An 18,479-nucleotide genomic window follows, 5' to 3' on the forward strand; every position below is an offset into this window, starting at 1 on the left:
GGGCCGCCCGCCGGGCCGGGCCACCGTACGCGGCCGGCCCGGCGGCTGGGTCAAGCCTTCACCTGACCGGAGGTGAGACGGCGCCCGGAGGTCAGCCGGGCGGCTTCGCCAGCCGCTCCGGCCGGGTCCAGCTGGCCCAGCCGCGCTCGCGCATCCGGTCCAGCAGCCGCTGCGCCCGCGGGTCGGACTCGACGGCCAGCGCGTCCAGAAGGTTGAACGGCAGATCGTCGTACGCCACGTCGCCGGCGCCGGTCCCGCCGGAGGCGTGTGCCTGCTCGGCCAGGCCGGCGGCCATGATGTCGGCGATCTCCTCCAGACGCGGGTCGTCGTCCGCGTCGCTTTCGGAGAGCTCTGACAGGATCCGGTAGAGCCGGACGGTTTGCGGGTCCTGGAGCTGCGCGAGCTTTCCGGGTATGACCTCGTGGATCTGATCGGGCCAGCGCGCCGCGACCAGGATCCACCCGTCCCGCTCGCCCTCCACCACCCGCTCCGACACCCCGATCTCCCGCAGCCGATCGAGAAAGGCGACCACCTCCGGCGGGAGCGCCAGGCTCTCCCCGGCGGCGAGTTGCGCGATCTGCTTGCGGCTGGTCTCCAGCCGCTCGATCTCCGCGCGCAGGCGGCTGTCGATCCTTTCGACCGCTTCGGCGAAGGCCGATGCGTCGGCGTCGAGCATTTGAGCGATCTGAGACAGCGGCACGCCGGCGTTGGCGAGGGTGCGGATCCTGATGAGGGACACGACCGCCGTCGCGCCGTACCGCCGGTAACCCGAGGCATCCCGCTCCGGCTCGGGCAGGAGTCCGATCTGGTGGTAGTGCCGCACCGCCCGCACCGTGACGCCGGCGTACGCCGCCAGTTGCCCGATCGTCAGCATGCTCTGATCCTGCCCCAACTCGCCCGGAGCCCCGGCGATCCGGCTCAGGAGATCCTGCGCCGGTAGGACAGGTTGGCGAAGATGTAGGCCACGACGAGGATGCCGGCGCACCAGGCCAGGGCGATCCAGATGTCGGTGCCGACGGGCTGCTCGGCGAACAGGTCGCGGATCGTGTTGACGATGGAGGTGACCGGCTGGTTCTCGGCGAAGGCGCGCACCGGGCCGGGCATGGTGGCGGTGGGTACGAAGGCCGAGCTGAGGAAGGGCAGGAAGATGAGCGGGTAGGAGAACGCGCTCGCGCCTTCCATCGTCTTGGCTGTCAGGCCGGGGATGATCGCGATCCAGGTCAGCGCCAGGGTGAACAGGACCAGGACGCCGGCGACGGAGAGCCACGCCATCACTCCGGCGCTCGTGCGGAAGCCCATGAGCAGGGCGACGAGCACGACGACGAAGAGCGAGATCAGGTTGGCGATCAGCGAGGTCAGCACGTGCGCCCACAACACGGACGACCGGGCGATCGGCATGGACTGGAAGCGTTCGAAGATGCCGTTCTTCATGTCCATGAACAGCCGGAACGCGGTGTAGGCGATGCCGGAGGCGACGGTGATGAGCAGGATGCCGGGCAGCATGTAGTTCACGTACGAGTCCGACCCGGTCTGGATCGCGCCGCCGAAGACGTAGACGAACATCAGCATCATGGCGATCGGCGTGATCGCGGTCGTGATGATGGTGTCCACGCTGCGGGTGATGTGGCGCAGGGACCGTCCCAGCAGGACGGTCGTGTCGCCGAAGAAATGCGCGGTCATCGCTGTTCCTCACTCGGCCGTGCCGGCGCCGCGGTCATCGCCGGCCCCTCGGCGTGCGTGTCGCCGACGACGGCGAGGAAGACGTCCTCCAAGGTCGGCTGCTTCTCGACGTACTCGACCTTGGCCGGCGGCAGCAGCTGCTTGAGCTCGGCCAGGGTGCCGTTGACGATGATCCGGCCCTGGTGCAGGATCGCGATCCGGTCGGCGAGCTGCTCGGCCTCGTCCAGGTACTGGGTGGTGAGCAGCACCGTCGTGCCCTGCCCGGCGAGCTCCTTGACGGCCTGCCACACCTCGATGCGCCCCTGGGGGTCGAGCCCGGCCGTCGGCTCGTCGAGGAAGATCACCGGCGGGTTCCCGACGAGGCTCATCGCGATGTCGAGCCGGCGGCGCATGCCGCCGGAATACGTCGACACCTTCCGCCCCGCCGCGTCGGTGAGCGCGAAACGAGCGAGCAGATCGTCGGCGATCTTGCCCGGATTCTTGAGGTGCCGTAACCGGGCGATCAGAACGAGGTTCTCCCGCCCGCTGAGGATCTCGTCGACCGCCGCGAACTGCCCGGTGAGACTGATGGACTCGCGTACGTCGGCGGCCCGCGCCGCGACATCGAAGCCGTTGACCCGGGCCGTGCCCGCGTCGGCCTTGAGCAGCGTGGACAGGATCTTCACCACCGTGGTCTTGCCCGCTCCGTTCGAGCCGAGCAGGGCGAAGATGCCGCCCCGCGCCACGGTGAAGTCCACGCCGCGCAGCACGCGCAGCTCCTTGTACGATTTTTCCAGGCCCTGCACGTGGATCACAGGTCCCTGGACCTGATCGGTTGCTAGGGGGGTGCTCATGGCCACCAGGATGAAGGGCTGACGCAGCGTCAGGGTCAAGCCTCCAGGGCACATCCGCTCATACCGGGACCGGTTCGGCGAGCCACTCGTGATCGGCCACCGGATGGCCACATTCCACGCGCCCGCTGGCGGTCACCGTGGGGTGAGCCGGATCACCGGATATTCCCGCTCGGACTTGCTCTGGTACTTCGCGATGCGGGGCTGGGCGGCGGCGATGCGCTCCCAGGCCCGCTCGCGCTCGGCGCCCGCGAGCCGGTGCGGCGTCACCGGCACGGCGTCGCGGCCGGGCAGCTCGATCGAGGCCCGGTCGGGGTGCGCCATCAGGTTGGCGTGCCAGTCCGGGTGCTGACTCCCGCCGCCGGACGCGACGAGCAGCCAGGCGTCCGCGCCGTCGGCGAACCACGCCACGGGTGTCTCCCGAGGCTGCCCGCTGCGGCGGCCCACCGTGTTCAGGATCAGGACGTCCATGTCCATGAACGTGCCCTGGCCGCGCCGGATCTTGCGGCTCAACCGGGCGTTCATCTTCTGCTGCATCCACCGTGAGAACGCGCCGGGCGTACCGGGCTCGCGCTTGGCCGCCTGCTGGTTCCGCGTCATCGGCTACCTCCGCCACTCGACCTGATGTCCAGGGCAGTCACGCTAGGTGCGGCTCGGGCGCGGGCGCTTCTCGATTCCTGCTCACTCCTGCGGCCCTCGCCCGTCCCCGCGCCGGGACCGGGCCGCCGTCCAGTCCGCCTAGTCGTCGTCCCAAACCCCGAGCCGGGTCGTCGGCGGGTGACCCGCGACGGTCAGTCGCCGAACTCCAGGTGAAGGGCCTGGGTGAAGTCGGAGACCGCCTCCTCGTGCCGTTCCAGCTCCTGCAAGATCTCGCCTCGCACCCGATAAGCCCAGATATAACCGGCGTCTAAGTCGATCGCCCGGTTCAAGTCGCTCAGGGCGGCCTCGTCATCCCCCAGCTCGCTCAGCACGGCCCCCCGGCTGCCATAGGCGCGGTCGTTGTCCGGGTCCAGCTCCAGCGCGCGGTTGAGGTCCGCCAGAGCCTCCTCGTAGCGGTCGGCCATGCGCAGCGCCTCACCCCTCCGGCTCAGCGCCCGCACGTGCGCGGGATCGAGGGACAACGCCTTCGTGTAGTCGTCGATCGCCTCCGCGTACAGGTGCATCCGCTGGTAGAGGTCCCCGCGCGCCACCCACGAGTAGGCGAGGTCCTCGTTCAGGCCGATGATCTTGGCGTGCTCCTCCAAGGCGTCGTCCATCCGGTCCAGGTCCACCAGGACGTCCGCCTTCGCCTCCAGGATCCACAGGGAGCCGGGGGACAGGGTGAGCGCGTGCTCGAAGTCCGCCATGGCCTCCTCCAGGCGGTCCATCGCCGCGTACGTCTGGCCGCGCGAGCCCAGCGCGTACGCGTTGTCCGGCTCCAGCGTCAGCGCCTCGTCGAAATCCTCCAGCGCGGCCTCGTAACGCTCGACGACGCGATGGCTCTCGCCGCGCAGCCGCCAGGCGCGGGCGTTGTCCGGCGCCAGCGCGATCGACTCCGACAGGTCCGCGATCGCGGCGTCGTGCCGCGCCAGTGCCATGTACGACTCCGCACGGCTGCGCAGCACCGACGCGCGGGACTGGGCGGCTGCCTCGGACAGCTCGGGCCGGTCCTTGATCCCCTCACTCATGACGGGTAAATCTATCCACTAGATCTGGATAATGGCCGCCTTTTCCCGGGTGTACTCGAGGACCGAATCGTGGCCGTACCCGCTGTCCTTGACGCCCCCGAACGGCAGCCCCGGCGGCATCTGGCGGAAGGTGTTCACCCAGACGGTGCCGCTCTGCAGATCGCGGACGAACCGGTGCGCCCGGCCCAGGTCGCGGGTCCACAGCCCGGCGGCCAGCCCGTACGGCGAGTCGTTCGCGATCTCCAGGGCCTCCTCGTCCGTCGTGAACGGCAGGGCCACCGCCACCGGCCCGAAGATCTCCTCCTGGCAGACGCGCAGCGAGTTGTCCGTGGTCGTGTACAACGTGGGCGCCACCCAGTAGCCGCCCGGCAGACCCGGCACCACTTCGGCGCCCGTCCGGCCGCCGAAGACGAGCTCGGCGCCCTCCTTCTCGGCCACCTCCAGGTACGACGTCACGCGCTCGTACTGCCCGGCCGACACGATCGGGCCCATCGTCGTGCCCAGGTCCAGCGGGTCGCCCAGGACCAGGCCCGCGCAGACGTCCTTGATCCGGCCGAGCATCTCGTCCCAGATCGAGCGGTGGATGAGGATGCGCGAGCCCGCGACGCACACCTGCCCGGCGTTGCCCGTGTAGACGGAGTTCACGGTGACGCCCTGGGCGGCCGCGTCCAGATCGGCATCAGGAAAGACGATATTTGGGGACTTGCCGCCCAGCTCGAACGTCATCGGCTTCAGCGAGTCCGCCGACGCCCGGGTGATCGCCTGGCCGGTGGCGGTCGAGCCGGTGAGGCTGATCTTGTCCACGCCGCGATGCCGTACGAGGGCGTCGCCCACCTGCTCGCCCAGGCCGCTGACGATGTTCAGCACCCCGGGCGGGAACACCTCCGCCAGCAGCTCGCCCAGCCGCAGCACCGACGCGCTCGCCTGCTCGGCGGGCTTGACGATGACCGTGTTGCCGGCCGCGAGCGCGTACGCGGCCTTGGCGGAGAACGTCGAGATCGGCGAGTTCCACGGAATGATGCAGACCGCGACCCCGTACGGCTCCCGCCGGGTCAGCCCGAGCGCGTCGGGGCCGAGGATGACGGTGTCGCCCTTGACCGCGTCCAGGCACTGCCCGGCGGCGAGCTGCCAGAGGTGGGCCATGCCGGGCAGGTCCCGTTTCAGCGTGTCCCGCAGGATCCGGCCGTTGTCGCGCGTCTCCAGCCTGGCCAGCTCGTCGGCATGGCGTCCGAAGACCTCCGACACCTTGCGCAGGTAGTGCGCGCGGGCCGGCGCGGGCAGCGCCGACCAGGCGGGGAAGGCCGCGCGGGCCGCCTGTACGGCCGCCTCCGCCTCGTCAGGGCCACTGGCCGGGATGCGGGCCCAGGCCTCGCCCGTGGCCGGATTGACCGAGTCCATCATCCGCGCGCCGGCGACCAGCTCGCCGCCGATGAGATTGCGATAGTCAGGCACGCACCCAAGCATATGCTTGCTTGATCAGGTGGGCCAGCTGTCACGACATGTCGGTCGTATGGGGCATTATGGCGAATCGTGAGTACTGAGGTGACCTGGCCAGATACGCCGGACGAAGCCCTGCTGTCCGCCGTCCACCGCGTCATGCGGGCCGTCGTGGAGCTGGGCGGCGCGGTCGGCTATCCCGAGCCGCCCGGCCGCGAAGCCACCGACCCCTGGCTGGAGGAGCTGCTGAAGTCGGTGCGCGACGGAGACGCGCGCCTCGCCCTCGCGGTCGTGGACGGCACCGTGCAGGGGATGGGCCTGTGGCGGCGCGACCCCGCCGCCGTCTTCGCCCACACGGCCGAGCTCGGCAAGATCATGGCACATCCGGAGGCGAGAGGGCTCGGCCTCGGCCGGCTCGTCGTGTCCGCGCTCGTCGACGACGCCCGCGCGGCCGGGATCGAGACGATGACGCTCGGCGTGCGGGGCAACAACTACGGGGCGATCGAGCTGTACGAGTCGATCGGCTTCCGCGAGTGGGGCCGGCTGCCGAACGCGATCGAGGTGGGCAGCCGGCGCTTCGACTCCGTACACATGTTCCTGGAGCTGGGCCGCGCGCCCGGCGTCGTCCTGCACGGCTCGGCCCCCGGCGGCCCCGGCTCGTCCCCCAGGCGCGGTTAGAGCGCGCACCGAGCCGCCACCCGCGACGGGCACCGGCCGCCACGCGACGCGCGCACCGAGCCGCCACGTACGACGGCCCCAAGCCCTCCTCAGACCTCCGGGACGCCCAGATCCCGCGGACGCCCGCCGGCGGGCGCCTTGGTCAGCTCGGGATCGAGCCGCTCGATCAGCTCCCGCACCAGCGCCGCCCGCCGCACCCGCTCCCGTCCCAGCTCCGCCGGCACCGCGCCGAGGTGCCCGCCCGACGGGTAGATGTTGGGCGCGTTGCGCAGCCCCATCTTCAGGTAGACGGGAGCCGCGGCCCGCACGATGTCCGCCACCTCGTAGAAGCGGACGAACCCGCCCTGGTCGTCGGGCACCTCCAGGTAGAGGTCGATCGGCAGCCCGGTGGCGGCCCGGATCTCGGCCAGGTGCGGCACGGTCAGGTCGGTGCCGACGTTGACCGTGGTCGCCCCCAGCCGCTCGTAGATCGCGGCGGTGGGCCCGTTCGTGAGCGGCATCAGCACGGACGTCTTGAGCACCAGGCGGGCCGGCAGCGTGCCGTCCTCCTTCAGCCGCCGCAGCACCTCCAGCGCACCGAGGTCGCCCACGAGCAGGCTGCGGATCCCCAGCGAGCAGGCCCGCAGGGCGTCGGCCACGCAGGCCGCCACCATCGCGTTCCCGCGCGCCGCCGCGCCGACGGCCTGCGTCACCTTGGCCTGGCCGCCGGTGTCCCAGGCGGCCCGCGGCCCGAGGAACAGGTTGACCTCGATGCCGCGCTCGGCCCCGATCCGCGCCATCCGCGTGATCTCGGCGTCCGACAGCATCATCACGCCGCTGCCCTGAGAGACCCTGGCGACCGGCACGCCGAGCCGGTCGGCCTCCGCGACCACCGCCTCCAGCACGCCGGGCCCTTCGACGCTGGGGATCTCGAACCGGTACGGCACCCCGTCGGAGAAGCGCGACCCGGCGTCTGGGGCGGTCTGGAGCACCGGGTGGCCGAGGGCGGACATGAGAGCGCGCAGGTCGGCAAGGCTGGTCATCGGGGGGTCTCCTCGTCGTAGATCACTTCAGCGCGTCCGAGCGTCGTGCGCCGGCCCGTGTCGTCCTCGCCCCACAGCTCCAGCTCCGCCCGGTCGCCCGAGGCCGACACGACCCGGCCCCGGCAGGTGTGGGCCCGATCGCGGAAGTCCATGCCACGGTAGCTGACCTCGAGCATCGCCAGCCGGCCCCGCCCCTCCAGCCAGCCGGTGACGAGCCGGCCCAGGTAGGCGGCCTTGAGCAGCCCGTGCACCGCCAGCTCCGGATGGCCCAGCGAGCGCGCGAAGTCCAGGTCGTAGTGCATGTCGTAGAAGTCGCCCGAGGCGCCGGCGTACTCGACGAGGCGGCGCAGCGTGGTGGTCTCCGTCAGCGGAGGAAGGTCGGTCATTTCCTGATCCTGGTGCCGATGTGCCTGACGACCAGCTCACCGTCCGGCCGCCGGAACTCCGTCTCGAACGTCAGCAGCGCCATCGGCCCCGCCGACCCGTTCTTCTCGACCACGGCCGTGAACCTCGGGCGCGAGACGATCACGTCCCCGACCCTCAGCGGCGCGTGATACTCGAACCGGTCGCCGCCGTTCAGCCACCCCGACCCGTACGACGACGCGGCCGGCAGCGACGGCGGCTCGTCGAGGAAGCAGGCGGTGAACGTGGGCGGCACCTCCTCGCCGGTGTCCCCGACGGCGTGCCGGTAGAAGTCCAGGTGACGCCGCTCGACGACGTCCTCGCGCGGCGGCCCGGTCCAGCCCACCGCCTCCTGGAGGGTCTCGATCATCGATCTCCTTCCCTGACCCGCTTCAGCCAGGCCAGCGACTCGGGGGAGTGGCCGCCGACCCGGTCCTCGATGCCGTCGAGGAAGGCCATGTCCCCGTGCCCGGCCAGCTCCCGGTGCACGGCCTCCGGCGAGCCGGCCTCGATCACGCCGAGCAGCCGCCGGTGCCGGTCCCAGTCGTCGACCAGCGACTCGCCCGAGGCCCTGGCCTGCCGGTTCATGCCCATGCAGAGCAGCATCTGGAGCTGGATCGACCGGTAGGCATCCTCCAGCCGCCGGTGGCCGGACAGCCCGATGACCGAGCTGTGGAACTCGACGGCCTCCTCCAGCACCCCGATCCAGTCGCCGGCCCGCGCGCAGGCGCCGTGCCGGTCGAGCGCCGCGTGGCAGCGCGCCAGGCGGGCCGGCTCGCGTACCGGGACGCCCAGGTCCACGGCCATCCGCTCCAGCTCGCGCCTGAGCGTGACGATCTCGTAGATGTCGTGCAGCGTCAGCTGCGTGACGAACGCGCCCCGGCGCGGCTGCTGGGTGATGAGGCCCTGCTGCTCCAGCACCCGCATGGCCTCGCGCAGCGGGGGCCTGCTGACGCCCAGCTCCTGGGTGAGCTGGTTCTCCACCACCCGGTCGCCCGGCTGCAGCCTGCCGCTGAGCAGCATGCGCATCAGTGCCTCGGTGGCGAGCTGAACCATGCTGGGGGGTGCCTCGATGCGCATCGCGGTCTCTCTTGTCGTCGGCGATCAGTGTCTGCCGCCATAGTGCCGAAGAACTTCCGGCAGAACTCTTGTCTAGCTGACTTGTCTTCTGTAGACAATAGACCAACCCCGGCCGAAGTGAGGTTTTCGTAACATATGACTCCGTTGTCCGGTATTCGAGTCGTCGAGGTCGGCGCCTTCATGGCCGCCCCCTTCGCCACCATGCAGCTGGCCGACCTCGGCGCCACCGTCATCAAGGTCGAGAACCCGGCCGGTGGCGACCAGGTGCGCGCCATCGGCCCGTTCGCGGCCGGGCACAGCTCCCCGTTCGCCCGGCTCAACAGGAACAAGCGCTCCGTCGCCATCGACCTGAAGTCCGAGCACGGCGTGGCCGCCTTCCGCCGCCTCGTCGCCGGCGCCGACGTGCTGGTGGAGAACCTGCGCCCCGGCGCCATGCGCAAGCTCGGCCTCGGCTTCGACGACCTCCAGGCGCTCAACCCGCGCCTCGTGTACGTCTCCGCCTCCGGCTGGGGCCAGGACGGCCCCCTCGCGAACCTGCCGGGCCTGGACATCATGGCCCAGGCCCGAGGCGGCCTGATGAGCGTCACCGGCATGCCGGACGGCGACCCGGTCAAGGTCGGCGTGCCGATCGCGGACCTCGTCTGCGGGCTCTACGGCGCCCTCGGCGCGGTCTCGGCGCTGCACGCCCGCGAGCTGACCGGACAGGGCCAGCACGTGGACGTGTCCCTGCTGGAGTCGGCCGTGTCCTTCGCCATCTGGGAGGCGGGCAAGTATTTCGCCACCGGCGAGGTGGGCCGGCCGCTCGGGTCCGCGCACCAGAGCACGGCGCCGTACCAGGCCATCCGCACCGCGGACGGCTGGTGCACGGTCGGCGCCGTCACCCCCAAGACCTGGCAGGGCTTCTGCTCCGCGCTCGGCCTGACCGACCTGCTCGGCGACGAGCGTTACGCCGACGCGCACGACCGGCACGGCCTGCGCGACGAGCTGATCCCCGCCATCGAGCGCGCCACCACCCAGCGCAGCACGGCCGAGGTCGTGGCCGCGCTCGACCGGCACGGCGTGCCCTGCGCGCCCATTTCCGACTACTCGCAGGTGTTCGAGGACGAGCACCTGAACGAGCGGCGCTTCTTCTGGGATGCCGAGCACCCCGAGATGGGCGCCGTCCGCCAGCTCGGCTCCGCCATGCGGTTCTCGGCCACGCCCACCAGGCGCGGCCCCGCCGGACCGCTGCTCGGCGCGGACACCGTCGCGGTGCTGCGCGAGTGCGGCCTGACCGAGCAGGAGATCGACCGGCTGCTGGCCGAAGGCGCGGCGGCCCAATCCCCCACCCCCTTGGAGAGTTCATGAGCGACCGGCTGAGCCCGGGTGTGAGCGGCAGCCTCACCTGGGTCGTGGCGGAGCGGCACTGCACGCGCCGCGGCGACCACGACATCTTCTCCACCCCCAACCTGGTCCACCTGATCGAGGACGCCGCGATCGAGGCGCTGGCCCCCTACCTGGCCGAGGGCGAGGGCAGCGTCGGCAGCAAGGTGGAGATCGCGCACGTGGCGCCCACGCTCAAGGGCGCCGCGGTGCGCGCGACCGCAACGGTGACCGAGGTGGACCGGCGGCGCGTCGCGTTCACCGTGGCCGCCGAGGACGGCAACGGGACCATCGGCCAGGGCACTCATGAACGCTTCATCATCAACCTGGACAAGTTCGCCGCCAAGCTGCGGGAGCTGGAGTCATGAGGGCCGGGGTCGCGAAAGGGACGGCGCTGATCGCCCTTCTCCTGGCCTCCGCCTGCGGCGCGAACGCCGACTCGGGCGGCGGCGCCTGGAAGCCGCGCGGCGACGTCCGCATGATCGTGCCGTTCGCCGCCGGCGGCGGCAGCGACCTGGCCGGCCGGGCCATCGCGACCGCGCTGGAGAAGGCCCAGCCGGGGCTGAAGGTCACTGTGGAGAACCGCGACGGCGGCTCGGGCGCGGTCGGCTACTCGGCCATGCTCGGCAAGAAGGGCAACGGCAACTACCTGCTCGCCACCGAGAACGCGATCCTGTCCCTGCCGCTCAGCGGCCAGGTGTCGTTCACCCGCAAGGACTTCACGCCGGTCGCCAAGCTGGCCGAGGACGGCGGCATCCTCGTGGTCAAGAAGGACTCGCCGTACAAGACCTGCGCCGACGTGGTGAACGCGGCCAAGGGCGGCCGGGTCAGCGTGGGCATGTCCGGGGCGTTCGGCGTGGACAACGTGATCTTCACGATGATCGAGCAGAGGACCGGGGTGAAGTTCCAGCGGGTGCCGTTCGAATCGGGCGGCGAGCTGGTGCCCGCGGTGCTCGGCGGCCAGATCCAGGTCGCGCTGCTGAACCCGGGCGAGGTCATCGGCCAGTTCAGGTCCGGCGACCTCAGGGGCCTGTGCGTCACCACGGACAAGCGTTACGCCTACCCCGAGTTCGCCTCCCTGGGCACGGCCAAGGAGCAGGGGATCGACGTGTCGTACGTGCAGTTCAGGGGCTTCCTGGCGCCCGGCGGGCTGGACGAGCGCGAGCGGGCGTACTGGGAGCAGGCGGCCAGGGGCGTCACCAAGACCCCCGAGTTCCAGAAGTGGCTCAAGGACAACTACCTGCAGCAGGCCGAGCTGTACGGCGACGCGTTCGGCGGCTACCTCGAACAGCTCGACACGGCGCTCGCGCCGGTGCTGAAGAAGTCGTCATGAGGCAGCTGCTCCGCGGCGAGTCCGCCGTCTGGGCCCTGCTGGTCTGCCTGTCCGCCGCCATGGCCGCCGTCTCCTTCGGATACGGCATCACCAAGGAGGGCGGCCAGGTGGGGCCGGGGTTCCTGCCGCTGGTCAGCGGCGTGGCGCTGGCGCTGCTCTCGGCCGCGTGCCTCCTGCAGTCGGTACGCCGCGCCGCCCCGGACGAGGAGGGCGCCGACCCGCGGCGCATCAGGACGCTGTGGACCGTGTTCGCCCTGCTGCTGGTCGCGGTGCTGCTGGTCCCGCTGACCGGGTTCCTGGTGGCGTTCGGGCTGCTGGTGTTCGCCGTGTCCGCGTTCGTGGAGAAGCAGCGCCCGCTGCCGGCCGCGGGCGTCGCGGTGGCCGCCACGCTGGCGATCTATGCGGTGTTCGTCCTGTTCCTGGCCGTGCCGCTGCCGGGCGGGCTGCTCGGCGTCGGAGGTGACGGCTGATGCTGGACAACCTGCTGATGGGGTTCGGGGCGGCGCTGACCCCCGCGAACCTGCTCTGGTGCTTCGTCGGCGTGCTCGCCGGAACCGTCATCGGCCTGCTGCCCGGCCTCGGCTCGACGACCGGCGTGGCCGTGCTGCTGCCGCTGACGCTCTCGTTCGAGCCGCTGACCGCGCTGATCATGCTCGCCGGCATCTACTACGGCGCCCAGTACGGCGGCACGATCACCTCCGTGCTGATCTCCACGCCGGGCGAGGCGGCCAGCGTGGTCACCGCGATCGACGGCTACCAGATGGCCCGCAAGGGCCGGGCGGGAGCGGCGCTGTCGATCGCGGCCATCGGCTCCTTCGTGGCCGCCATCGTCTCGCTGGTGCTGCTGGTCGCGATGGCGCCGCCGTTCGCCAAGCTGGCGCTCGACTTCGGCCCGCCGGAGAACCTCGCCGTCATGGTGCTCGGCCTCACCACCATCGTCAGCTTCTCCTCCGGCGCGCGGCTGCGCGGCCTGGCCATGGCGGTTCTCGGCATCCTGCTCGCCACCGTCGGCGTGGACGCGGCCACCGGGCTGCCGCGCTACACCTTCGGCGACGTGGACCTGCTGTCCGGGCTGCCGTTCGTGCAGGTGATGATCGGGCTCTTCGCCGTGGGGGAGGTGCTCTTCCAGATCAGGCAGGGCGCGGCCGAGCCCATCAGGGCCCGGTTCAGGGACCTGGTGATCACCAGGGAGGAGCTGTCGCGCTCCAAGGGGGCGATCGCCCGGGGAAGCCTCATCGGCTACCTGCTCGGCTGCCTGCCGGGCGCCGGGTCCACGCTGGCCTCCTTCCTCGCGTACGGGGTGGAGAAGCGCGTCTCGCGTAACAAGCACGAGTTCGGCCACGGCGCGATCGAGGGCGTCGCCTCGCCGGAGAGCGCCAACAACGCCGCCGCGAACGCGAACTTCGTCCCCACCCTCGCCCTCGGCATCCCCGGCGGCGCGACGACGGCGGTGCTGCTCGGGGCGTTCATGATGTACGGGATCCAGCCGGGGCCGCTGCTCTTCGAGGAGCAGCCGGAGCTGGTGTGGGGGCTGCTGGCCTCGTTCTTCATCGGCAACGTGCTGCTGCTGGTGCTGAACCTGCCGCTGGCGCCGCTCTTCGCGCAGCTCCTGCGGATCCCGTACGGCTACATGTATCCGCTGATCCTGGTCACCAGCTTCGTGGGGGCCTACTCGATCGACAACAACATGTTCAGCGTGTGGGTGGTGTTCGTCTTCGGCCTGGTCGGATATTTCATGAAGAAGTTTGATCTGCCGATGGCGCCGCTCGTGCTCGGGCTCGTCGTCGGGGCGCTGTTCGAGAAGGCCCTGGTGCAGACGTCGGCGATGGGCGACGGCGACCTGACGATCGTCTTCACCCGGCCGATCGCGCTGGTGGTGCTCCTGCTGGCGGTCCTGCTGCTGGCCGGGCCCTCGCTGGTCAGGCTGATCCCGAAGAAGAAGGAAGAGGAGAAGGTGTGAGCGAGCTCCTGGTCACCGCCGACGGGCCCGTGCTGCGGGTGGTGTTCAACCGGCCCGGCCAGCACAACGCGCTGACCTGGGCCATGTGGGACGGCCTCCACGACGCCTGCGAGCGGGCCGACGACGATCCGGGGATCAAGCTCCTCGTGCTGTCCGGGGCGGGCGGCCGGGCGTTCGTGGCCGGCACCGACATCTCGCAGTTCGCCACGTTCGGCGGCGGCGAGGACGGCATCGCGTACGAGGCCAAGGTGCAGCGCGTCATCGACCGGCTCGAACGCGTCAAGGTGCCCACGGTGGCCGTCGTCCAGGGCTACTGCGTGGGCGGCGGGCTCGTCGTCGCGGCCGCCTGCGACCTGCGGCTGGCCGTACCGGGGGCCAGGTTCGGCGCCCCCATCGCCAGGACGCTCGGCAATTGCCTGTCCATGAACACCTACTCGCTCCTCGTCCACCACCTGGGCCCGGCCCGCACCCTGGACATGCTGCTGCGGGCCCGCATGTACACGGCCGAGGAGGCCCACGCGGCCGGCTTCGTGGCCGAGCTGTGCGAGCCGGACGACCTGCCCGCGCGCCAGGCGGAGACGGAGGAGCGACTCCTCTCCCACGCGCCCCTGTCGATGTGGGCGGCCAAGGAGGCGGTCCGGCGGCTGCGCGTGGCGAACCTGCCGGACGCCGACGACCTCGTGGCCGCCGTCTTCGGCAGCGCCGATTTCCACGCCGCCGTCCCCGCCTTCCTGGCCAAGGAAAAGGTCACCTGGCAGGGCCGCTGACACCCGTTCTCCGGGGGCCGGGGCTCCCGGGCCGGGGCATCCCCTCCTCCCGGCCCGGGCTCTAAGATCGAGGCATGCAACTGGCCCCTGGAGTGCACGTCGCCATCACCGATCGGCACGGAGGGGTCAGCGCGCCGCCCTACGGCTCGCGCAACCTCGGCGGCATGGTCGGCGACGACCCGGCGGCCGTGCGCGCCAACCGCGACGGGGTCGCGGCGGAGCTGGGGGTGCGGGCCATCGTGTTCATGCGCCAGGTCCACAGCGCCGACGTCGCCTACGTGAGCGAGCCGTTCGGCGACGACCCGCCGCAGCTCGACGGCGTGTTCACCACGGAGCCCCGGCTGGCGCTGGCCTCGCTGGGCGCCGACTGCCCCGCCGTCCTGGTGGCCGACCCGGTGGCCGGCATGATCGGGGCCGCCCACTCGGGCCGGCCGGGCACCGAGGCGGGCATCGCCACCGCCCTGGTGTCGGCCATGGCGGGCAAGGGCGCGGAGCCGGGCCGCATGGTCGCGCTGATCGGCCCCGGGGCCTGCGGGCGCTGCTACGAGGTGCCCGCCGCGCTTCGCGAGCAGGTCGCGGCCAAGGTGCCGCAGACCTGGTCCACGACGTCGTGGGAGACGCCCGCGCTGGACCTGCGGGCCGGGATCGAGGCACAGCTCAGGGCGGCGGGCCTGGCCGACGTACGCCATGACGCCCGCTGCACGATCGAGTCGGGCGAGCTCTACTCCCACCGCCGAGAGCAGCCGGGCGGCCGCTTCGCCGGCCTCATCTGGCTGACCTGACGGGGGCAACGCCGACACCGCGCCGCGAGCCGACCTGCACGAGGCTCGCCGTCATCGACGCCAGAAGGCATCATGAGCGTGCTGGTCGGCCACATATTCCCAGCGTTCTGTGACCAGCCCCCGCTCGAAGCGGTAGACGTTGAAGTTGTCCATCGCGACCCGCTCTCCGCGACGCTCCGCCGTCCAGTGGTGGAGGGTGATCGCGTAGGAGTCGTTGGCCTCCACGGAAAGCAGCCGGGTCTGAAAGGTGCCACTCGTCTCCGCGAGCACGAGCCGGCCAAGCCTGATGATCGCGTCCTTGCCGCGATGCTCGCCTGCCACGATGCTGTCACCGCCGATGTGAAAGACGGCGTCGTCGGCGATCAGGTCGAGATAACCATCGATATCGCCATCATCGATCAGCTCGTAGAGGCGGCGGGCGAGCACGGCGTTCGGGGGTAAGTCTGGCCCCATACGGCAACCATGCCACCCCGACTCCAAGGTCACTTATTGCTGGCGGCCGGGGATCGAAGGCACCTTCTGAGCGGCGGCCCCCCGAGCCGCCACCGCCCGCCGTGCCCGCCTGTGCGGCTGTTGCCTGAACGGCCGCTGCTCGACCAGCCCAGGCAGGGCAGACCTGCCCCGCACAGACCTGGAGTCCAGGCGGGGTGGCTTGGGGGCGGGATGGCCTAGCCGCTCTTGCCGCGGTTGGCGTTGAACACCACGTTCACGATGATGATCCCGATCCAGACCGGGATCAGCATGGACTCGTTCCCGCCACCGAGCGTCAGGGCCAGGGTGGCGATCGTGCCGAGGGCTATCGAGACGATCGCCAGGGCGAGCCGCTGCCCGTCGGCGGTCGTCTGGGCGCGCGCGACGTGCTTCGAGGACGGCGCCGACTGCGCGAGGCGCTGCTCGACCCGCCGATCGATCTCCTGGCCCATCTTGTCGAGGAACGATTCGACGACCGCGTCCTCGTAATCCGGGCCAAGGTCACGTCGCGCGGACATAGCCGCCTTCAGCTCATCTCCGGTACTCATATGTCGAGATATAACGGGATTATTGGCTAGCGGGCAAGGATGTCGTCGAGGTTGTAACTCACCGGCCGCTCAAGCTGCTCGTACGTGCACGACTCAGGCGTGCGGTCGGGCCGCCACCGGCGCCACTGCGCGGTGTGCCGGAACCGGTCGCCCTCCATCTGGTCGTAGGCCACCTCGATCACCAGCTCGGGCCGCAGCGGGATGAACGACAGGTCCTTCTTGGCGTTCCACCGCGACACCGCGCCCGGCACCCGCTGCCCGCCCGTCGCGGGCCCGGCGGCCGGCTGGCCGATGTTGGCCTGCGCCTGCTGGGCCCAGTGCCCCCAGGGGTGCTCGCTCAGCTCGGCGAGGTACGGCTTGAGCTCCTCCACCAGCTCGGCCCTGCGCGCCATCGGGAACGAGGCCGCCACCCCCACGTGGTGCAGCCTGCCGTCGTCGCCGTATAGGCCGAGCAGCAGCGAGCCCACGATCGGCCCGGACTTGTGCTCGCGGTAGCCGCAGATCACCACGTCGGCCGTGCGCTCGTGCTTGACCTTGAACATCGTGCGCTTGTCCGGGATGTACGGCTGGTCGCCCGGCTTGACGATGATGCCGTCGAGCCCGGCGCCCTCGAACATCTCGAACCACTCGGTCGCCTGCTCCTCATTGGTGGTGACCGGCGTCAGCCTGATGGAGCCGGCCTTCTCGCCGAACAGGCCCTCCAGCCGGGCGCGCCGCTCCGAGAACGGCGTCTCCATCAGCGACTCGTCGCCGAGCGCCAGCAGATCGAACGCGACGAACTGGGCAGGCGTCCGCTCCGACAGCATCTTCACCCGCGACGCGGCGGGATGGATGCGCTGCTGCAACGCGTCGAAGTCGAGCTGCGAGCCCATGGGCAGCACGATCTCCCCGTCGATCACGCACTTGTCGGGCAGCTCGGCCCTGACCGCCTCGACCAGCTCGGGGAAGTAGCGGGTGAACGGGCGCTCGTTGCGGCTGCCCAGGTAGACCTCGTCGCCGTCGCGGAACACGATGCAGCGGAAACCGTCCCACTTCGGCTCGTAGAACAGCGTGCCGTTCTGCTTCGGCATCGCCTTGACCGCCTTGGCCAGCATCGGCGGCACCGGCGGTCGCACCGGCAGATTGGGCACCGGCTCCGGCTCCGCCTCCGGGTCCTCGCCCGCAGCCCCCGCCTCGGGCTTCGCTGCCGCCGTCGTCGGCTTTTCGCCCGGAGCAGGCTCGGAATTCCCGGCCGGCACGGTGGTTGCGGCCGGCTCGGTGGGTCCGGTCGCTCCCGTTGGTTCGGTGGGCTCGATCGGTCCTGTTGGCTCGGTGGGTTCGGTCATCGGCTCTGCTCCCTCGTGTACCTGCAGAAGAGGACCCCCTCCTCTTCCAGCACCTGGCTGAGATCCAGTGCGACCTGCGACGGCTCGCCGTTCAGTATGCGTGCCGCCCCGCCCCCCACCAGCAGCGGCCCGACCGACAGGCACAGCTCGTCGACCAGGTCGCAGGCCGAGAGCTGGGCGTTGACCCGGGGACCGCCCTCGCACAGGATCTTGGTCAGCCCCCGATCGTGCAGCGCAGCCACGGCCTGCCGCATGTCGACGCGCTCCTCGCCGGCCACGATGAGGTCGGACCGCTTGGCCGCCTCCTTGCGCCGCTCGTGGGGTGCGGACTCGCAGGTGATCACGATCGTCCTGCTGGGCGCGTCGGTGAACAGCTCGTCATCGAGATCGAAGCCGAGGCTGCGGGTGATGACCGCGATGGGCGGCACCTCCGGACGGCCCTCGCGGATCTCCGCCCACGAGTCGCGCGGCTTGACCGGGCCGTACCCCTCCTTGCGGACGGTCCCGGCGCCCGCGACGATCACGTCGGCCAGCCCGCGCAGGACCTGGAAGATCCGCTTGTCGCCGGCACTCGACAGCCCGCCCGAGCGGCCTTTCAGCCAGGCCGCGCCGTCGGCGCTGGAGACCATGTTGAGCCGCAGCCACGGCCGGTCGTTCGGGTACGCATACGCCTGAGCGATGTCCGGAGTGTCCTGTATGTCGGGATAGATGCGCCGCACTCCTCTACCTTGGCATACCCCACCGACATTCAGTCCCGGAGGGTTTTGGGGTGGATAGCACTTTTCCGTATCCAGGGACAAGCCGGTGGATTCGTGCTTAACGTGACGGGAAGGATGGGGACCGTCGGGGAGGGCCGGTGGGTGTGGTCACCGCTGTGACGTGGACGATCGCCGCGCTCGCCGGGGTCTACCTGCTCTGGCTGTGGCTGTCGGGAGGCGGTCTGCGGCGGGCCAAGGTCACCCGCTTCCCGGTGGCGCTGATCTTCTCCCATCCGGCACTGGCGGTGTCGGCTCTGGGGTTCTGGGTGGCCGGGCTGGTCACGGGCAGCCGGGCCCTGGTGTGGGCGGCGTTCGCCGTGCTGGCGGTGGCGGCGCTGCTCGGGTTCGCGATGTTCACGCGCTGGCTGGGCGGGGGG

23 protein-coding genes are annotated in these 18,479 nt (G+C 71.0%); 9 read left to right on the forward strand and 14 right to left on the reverse strand.

Going from position 1 to position 18,479, the window contains the following annotated elements; genetic code table 11:
- Positions 1-91: 91 nt before the first annotated feature.
- The 6 genes from ETD85_RS31835 to ETD85_RS31860 all read right to left on the reverse strand — a co-directional run bounded on the left by ETD85_RS31835 (position 92) and on the right by ETD85_RS31860 (position 5,629).
- Complete coding sequence (locus ETD85_RS31835; RefSeq protein WP_138693507.1) at positions 92-874, reverse strand: MerR family transcriptional regulator; 783 nt, start codon at positions 872-874, stop codon at positions 92-94.
- 44 nt (positions 875-918) lie between these two features.
- Positions 919-1,680: an ABC transporter permease gene (locus ETD85_RS31840; RefSeq protein WP_138693508.1), complete on the reverse strand. Its 762-nt coding sequence runs from the start codon at positions 1,678-1,680 to the stop codon at positions 919-921.
- A complete protein-coding gene (locus tag ETD85_RS31845; RefSeq protein ID WP_138693509.1) occupies positions 1,677-2,513 on the reverse strand; it encodes an ABC transporter ATP-binding protein in 837 nt (278 codons plus the stop codon). The genes ETD85_RS31840 and ETD85_RS31845 overlap by 4 nt, the downstream gene beginning before the upstream one ends.
- 132 nt (positions 2,514-2,645) lie before the next feature.
- Positions 2,646-3,110 (reverse strand): nitroreductase family deazaflavin-dependent oxidoreductase, encoded by a 465-nt coding sequence (locus ETD85_RS31850; RefSeq protein ID WP_138693510.1) that lies wholly within the window; start codon positions 3,108-3,110, stop codon positions 2,646-2,648.
- Positions 3,111-3,301: 191 nt separating this feature from the next.
- Positions 3,302-4,177 carry a tetratricopeptide repeat protein gene (locus ETD85_RS31855; RefSeq protein WP_138693511.1) on the reverse strand — a complete coding sequence of 292 codons (876 nt, stop codon included), beginning with the start codon at positions 4,175-4,177 and terminating at the stop codon, positions 3,302-3,304.
- An 18-nt stretch (positions 4,178-4,195) separates the two neighbouring features.
- Positions 4,196-5,629, reverse strand: coding sequence for an aldehyde dehydrogenase family protein (locus ETD85_RS31860; RefSeq protein WP_240779565.1), 1,434 nt, complete (start codon positions 5,627-5,629; stop codon positions 4,196-4,198).
- A 78-nt stretch (positions 5,630-5,707) separates the two neighbouring features.
- Between ETD85_RS31860 and ETD85_RS31865 the strand changes: the two genes are divergently transcribed.
- Positions 5,708-6,292, forward strand: a complete 585-nt coding sequence (locus ETD85_RS31865) for a GNAT family N-acetyltransferase (protein ID WP_138693513.1) — start codon at positions 5,708-5,710, stop codon at positions 6,290-6,292.
- Between the two features lie 89 nt (positions 6,293-6,381).
- Here the strand turns inward: ETD85_RS31865 and ETD85_RS31870 are convergent, their stop codons facing one another.
- From ETD85_RS31870 to ETD85_RS31885, 4 genes are read right to left on the reverse strand one after another with little or no spacing between them, the layout of a single operon-like run.
- A complete protein-coding gene (locus ETD85_RS31870; protein WP_206058801.1) occupies positions 6,382-7,314 on the reverse strand; it encodes a U32 family peptidase in 933 nt (310 codons plus the stop codon).
- A complete protein-coding gene (locus tag ETD85_RS31875; RefSeq protein WP_138693514.1) occupies positions 7,311-7,700 on the reverse strand; it encodes a MaoC/PaaZ C-terminal domain-containing protein in 390 nt (129 codons plus the stop codon). Before ETD85_RS31875 ends, ETD85_RS31870 begins: the two co-directional genes overlap by 4 nt.
- Positions 7,697-8,086: an FAS1-like dehydratase domain-containing protein gene (locus ETD85_RS31880; protein WP_138693515.1), complete on the reverse strand. Its 390-nt coding sequence runs from the start codon at positions 8,084-8,086 to the stop codon at positions 7,697-7,699. Before ETD85_RS31880 ends, ETD85_RS31875 begins: the two co-directional genes overlap by 4 nt.
- Positions 8,083-8,796: a GntR family transcriptional regulator gene (locus ETD85_RS31885; protein ID WP_138693516.1), complete on the reverse strand. Its 714-nt coding sequence runs from the start codon at positions 8,794-8,796 to the stop codon at positions 8,083-8,085. The genes ETD85_RS31880 and ETD85_RS31885 overlap by 4 nt, the downstream gene beginning before the upstream one ends.
- Positions 8,797-8,931: 135 nt before the next feature.
- Between ETD85_RS31885 and ETD85_RS31890 the strand changes: the two genes are divergently transcribed.
- From ETD85_RS31890 to pgeF, 7 genes are all read left to right on the forward strand, one after another.
- On the forward strand, positions 8,932-10,143 hold the full coding sequence (locus ETD85_RS31890) for a CaiB/BaiF CoA transferase family protein (RefSeq protein ID WP_138693517.1): 1,212 nt from the start codon (positions 8,932-8,934) through the stop codon (positions 10,141-10,143).
- Positions 10,140-10,526 (forward strand): thioesterase family protein, encoded by a 387-nt coding sequence (locus tag ETD85_RS31895; RefSeq protein WP_138693518.1) that lies wholly within the window; start codon positions 10,140-10,142, stop codon positions 10,524-10,526. The genes ETD85_RS31890 and ETD85_RS31895 overlap by 4 nt, the downstream gene beginning before the upstream one ends.
- Positions 10,523-11,491, forward strand: coding sequence for a tripartite tricarboxylate transporter substrate binding protein (locus ETD85_RS31900; RefSeq protein ID WP_138693519.1), 969 nt, complete (start codon positions 10,523-10,525; stop codon positions 11,489-11,491). The genes ETD85_RS31895 and ETD85_RS31900 overlap by 4 nt, the downstream gene beginning before the upstream one ends.
- A complete protein-coding gene (locus tag ETD85_RS31905; protein ID WP_138693520.1) occupies positions 11,488-11,961 on the forward strand; it encodes a tripartite tricarboxylate transporter TctB family protein in 474 nt (157 codons plus the stop codon). Before ETD85_RS31900 ends, ETD85_RS31905 begins: the two co-directional genes overlap by 4 nt.
- Positions 11,961-13,451: a tripartite tricarboxylate transporter permease gene (locus ETD85_RS31910; protein WP_138693521.1), complete on the forward strand. Its 1,491-nt coding sequence runs from the start codon at positions 11,961-11,963 to the stop codon at positions 13,449-13,451. The genes ETD85_RS31905 and ETD85_RS31910 overlap by 1 nt, the downstream gene beginning before the upstream one ends.
- Positions 13,448-14,218 (forward strand): enoyl-CoA hydratase/isomerase family protein, encoded by a 771-nt coding sequence (locus tag ETD85_RS31915; RefSeq protein ID WP_138693522.1) that lies wholly within the window; start codon positions 13,448-13,450, stop codon positions 14,216-14,218. Before ETD85_RS31910 ends, ETD85_RS31915 begins: the two co-directional genes overlap by 4 nt.
- A gap of 74 nt (positions 14,219-14,292) precedes the next feature.
- The gene (pgeF, locus tag ETD85_RS31920) at positions 14,293-15,000 is read left to right on the forward strand and encodes a peptidoglycan editing factor PgeF (RefSeq protein ID WP_138693523.1); all 708 of its coding nucleotides are present in this window, start codon (positions 14,293-14,295) and stop codon (positions 14,998-15,000) included.
- Positions 15,001-15,051: 51 nt separating this feature from the next.
- Here the strand turns inward: pgeF and ETD85_RS31925 are convergent, their stop codons facing one another.
- The 4 genes from ETD85_RS31925 to ETD85_RS31940 all read right to left on the reverse strand — a co-directional run bounded on the left by ETD85_RS31925 (position 15,052) and on the right by ETD85_RS31940 (position 18,063).
- Entirely contained in the window at positions 15,052-15,426 is a 375-nt protein-coding gene (locus ETD85_RS31925; protein WP_170246939.1) for a nuclear transport factor 2 family protein, read from the reverse strand.
- Positions 15,427-15,668: 242 nt separating this feature from the next.
- Positions 15,669-15,989: a hypothetical protein gene (locus ETD85_RS31930; protein WP_240779566.1), complete on the reverse strand. Its 321-nt coding sequence runs from the start codon at positions 15,987-15,989 to the stop codon at positions 15,669-15,671.
- Positions 15,990-16,045: 56 nt separating this feature from the next.
- Positions 16,046-17,113: an ATP-dependent DNA ligase gene (locus ETD85_RS31935; RefSeq protein ID WP_379507227.1), complete on the reverse strand. Its 1,068-nt coding sequence runs from the start codon at positions 17,111-17,113 to the stop codon at positions 16,046-16,048.
- Positions 17,114-17,340: 227 nt separating this feature from the next.
- The gene (locus ETD85_RS31940; protein ID WP_138693527.1) at positions 17,341-18,063 is read right to left on the reverse strand and encodes a pyrimidine reductase family protein; all 723 of its coding nucleotides are present in this window, start codon (positions 18,061-18,063) and stop codon (positions 17,341-17,343) included.
- A gap of 137 nt (positions 18,064-18,200) precedes the next feature.
- Between ETD85_RS31940 and ETD85_RS31945 the strand changes: the two genes are divergently transcribed.
- Positions 18,201-18,479 (forward strand): hypothetical protein (locus ETD85_RS31945; RefSeq protein ID WP_138693528.1); only part of this gene is annotated, 279 nt, incomplete at its 3' end.

This window comes from Nonomuraea zeae (assembly GCF_005889725.1).
GTDB classification, from domain to species: Bacteria; Actinomycetota; Actinomycetes; order Streptosporangiales; family Streptosporangiaceae; genus Nonomuraea; species Nonomuraea zeae.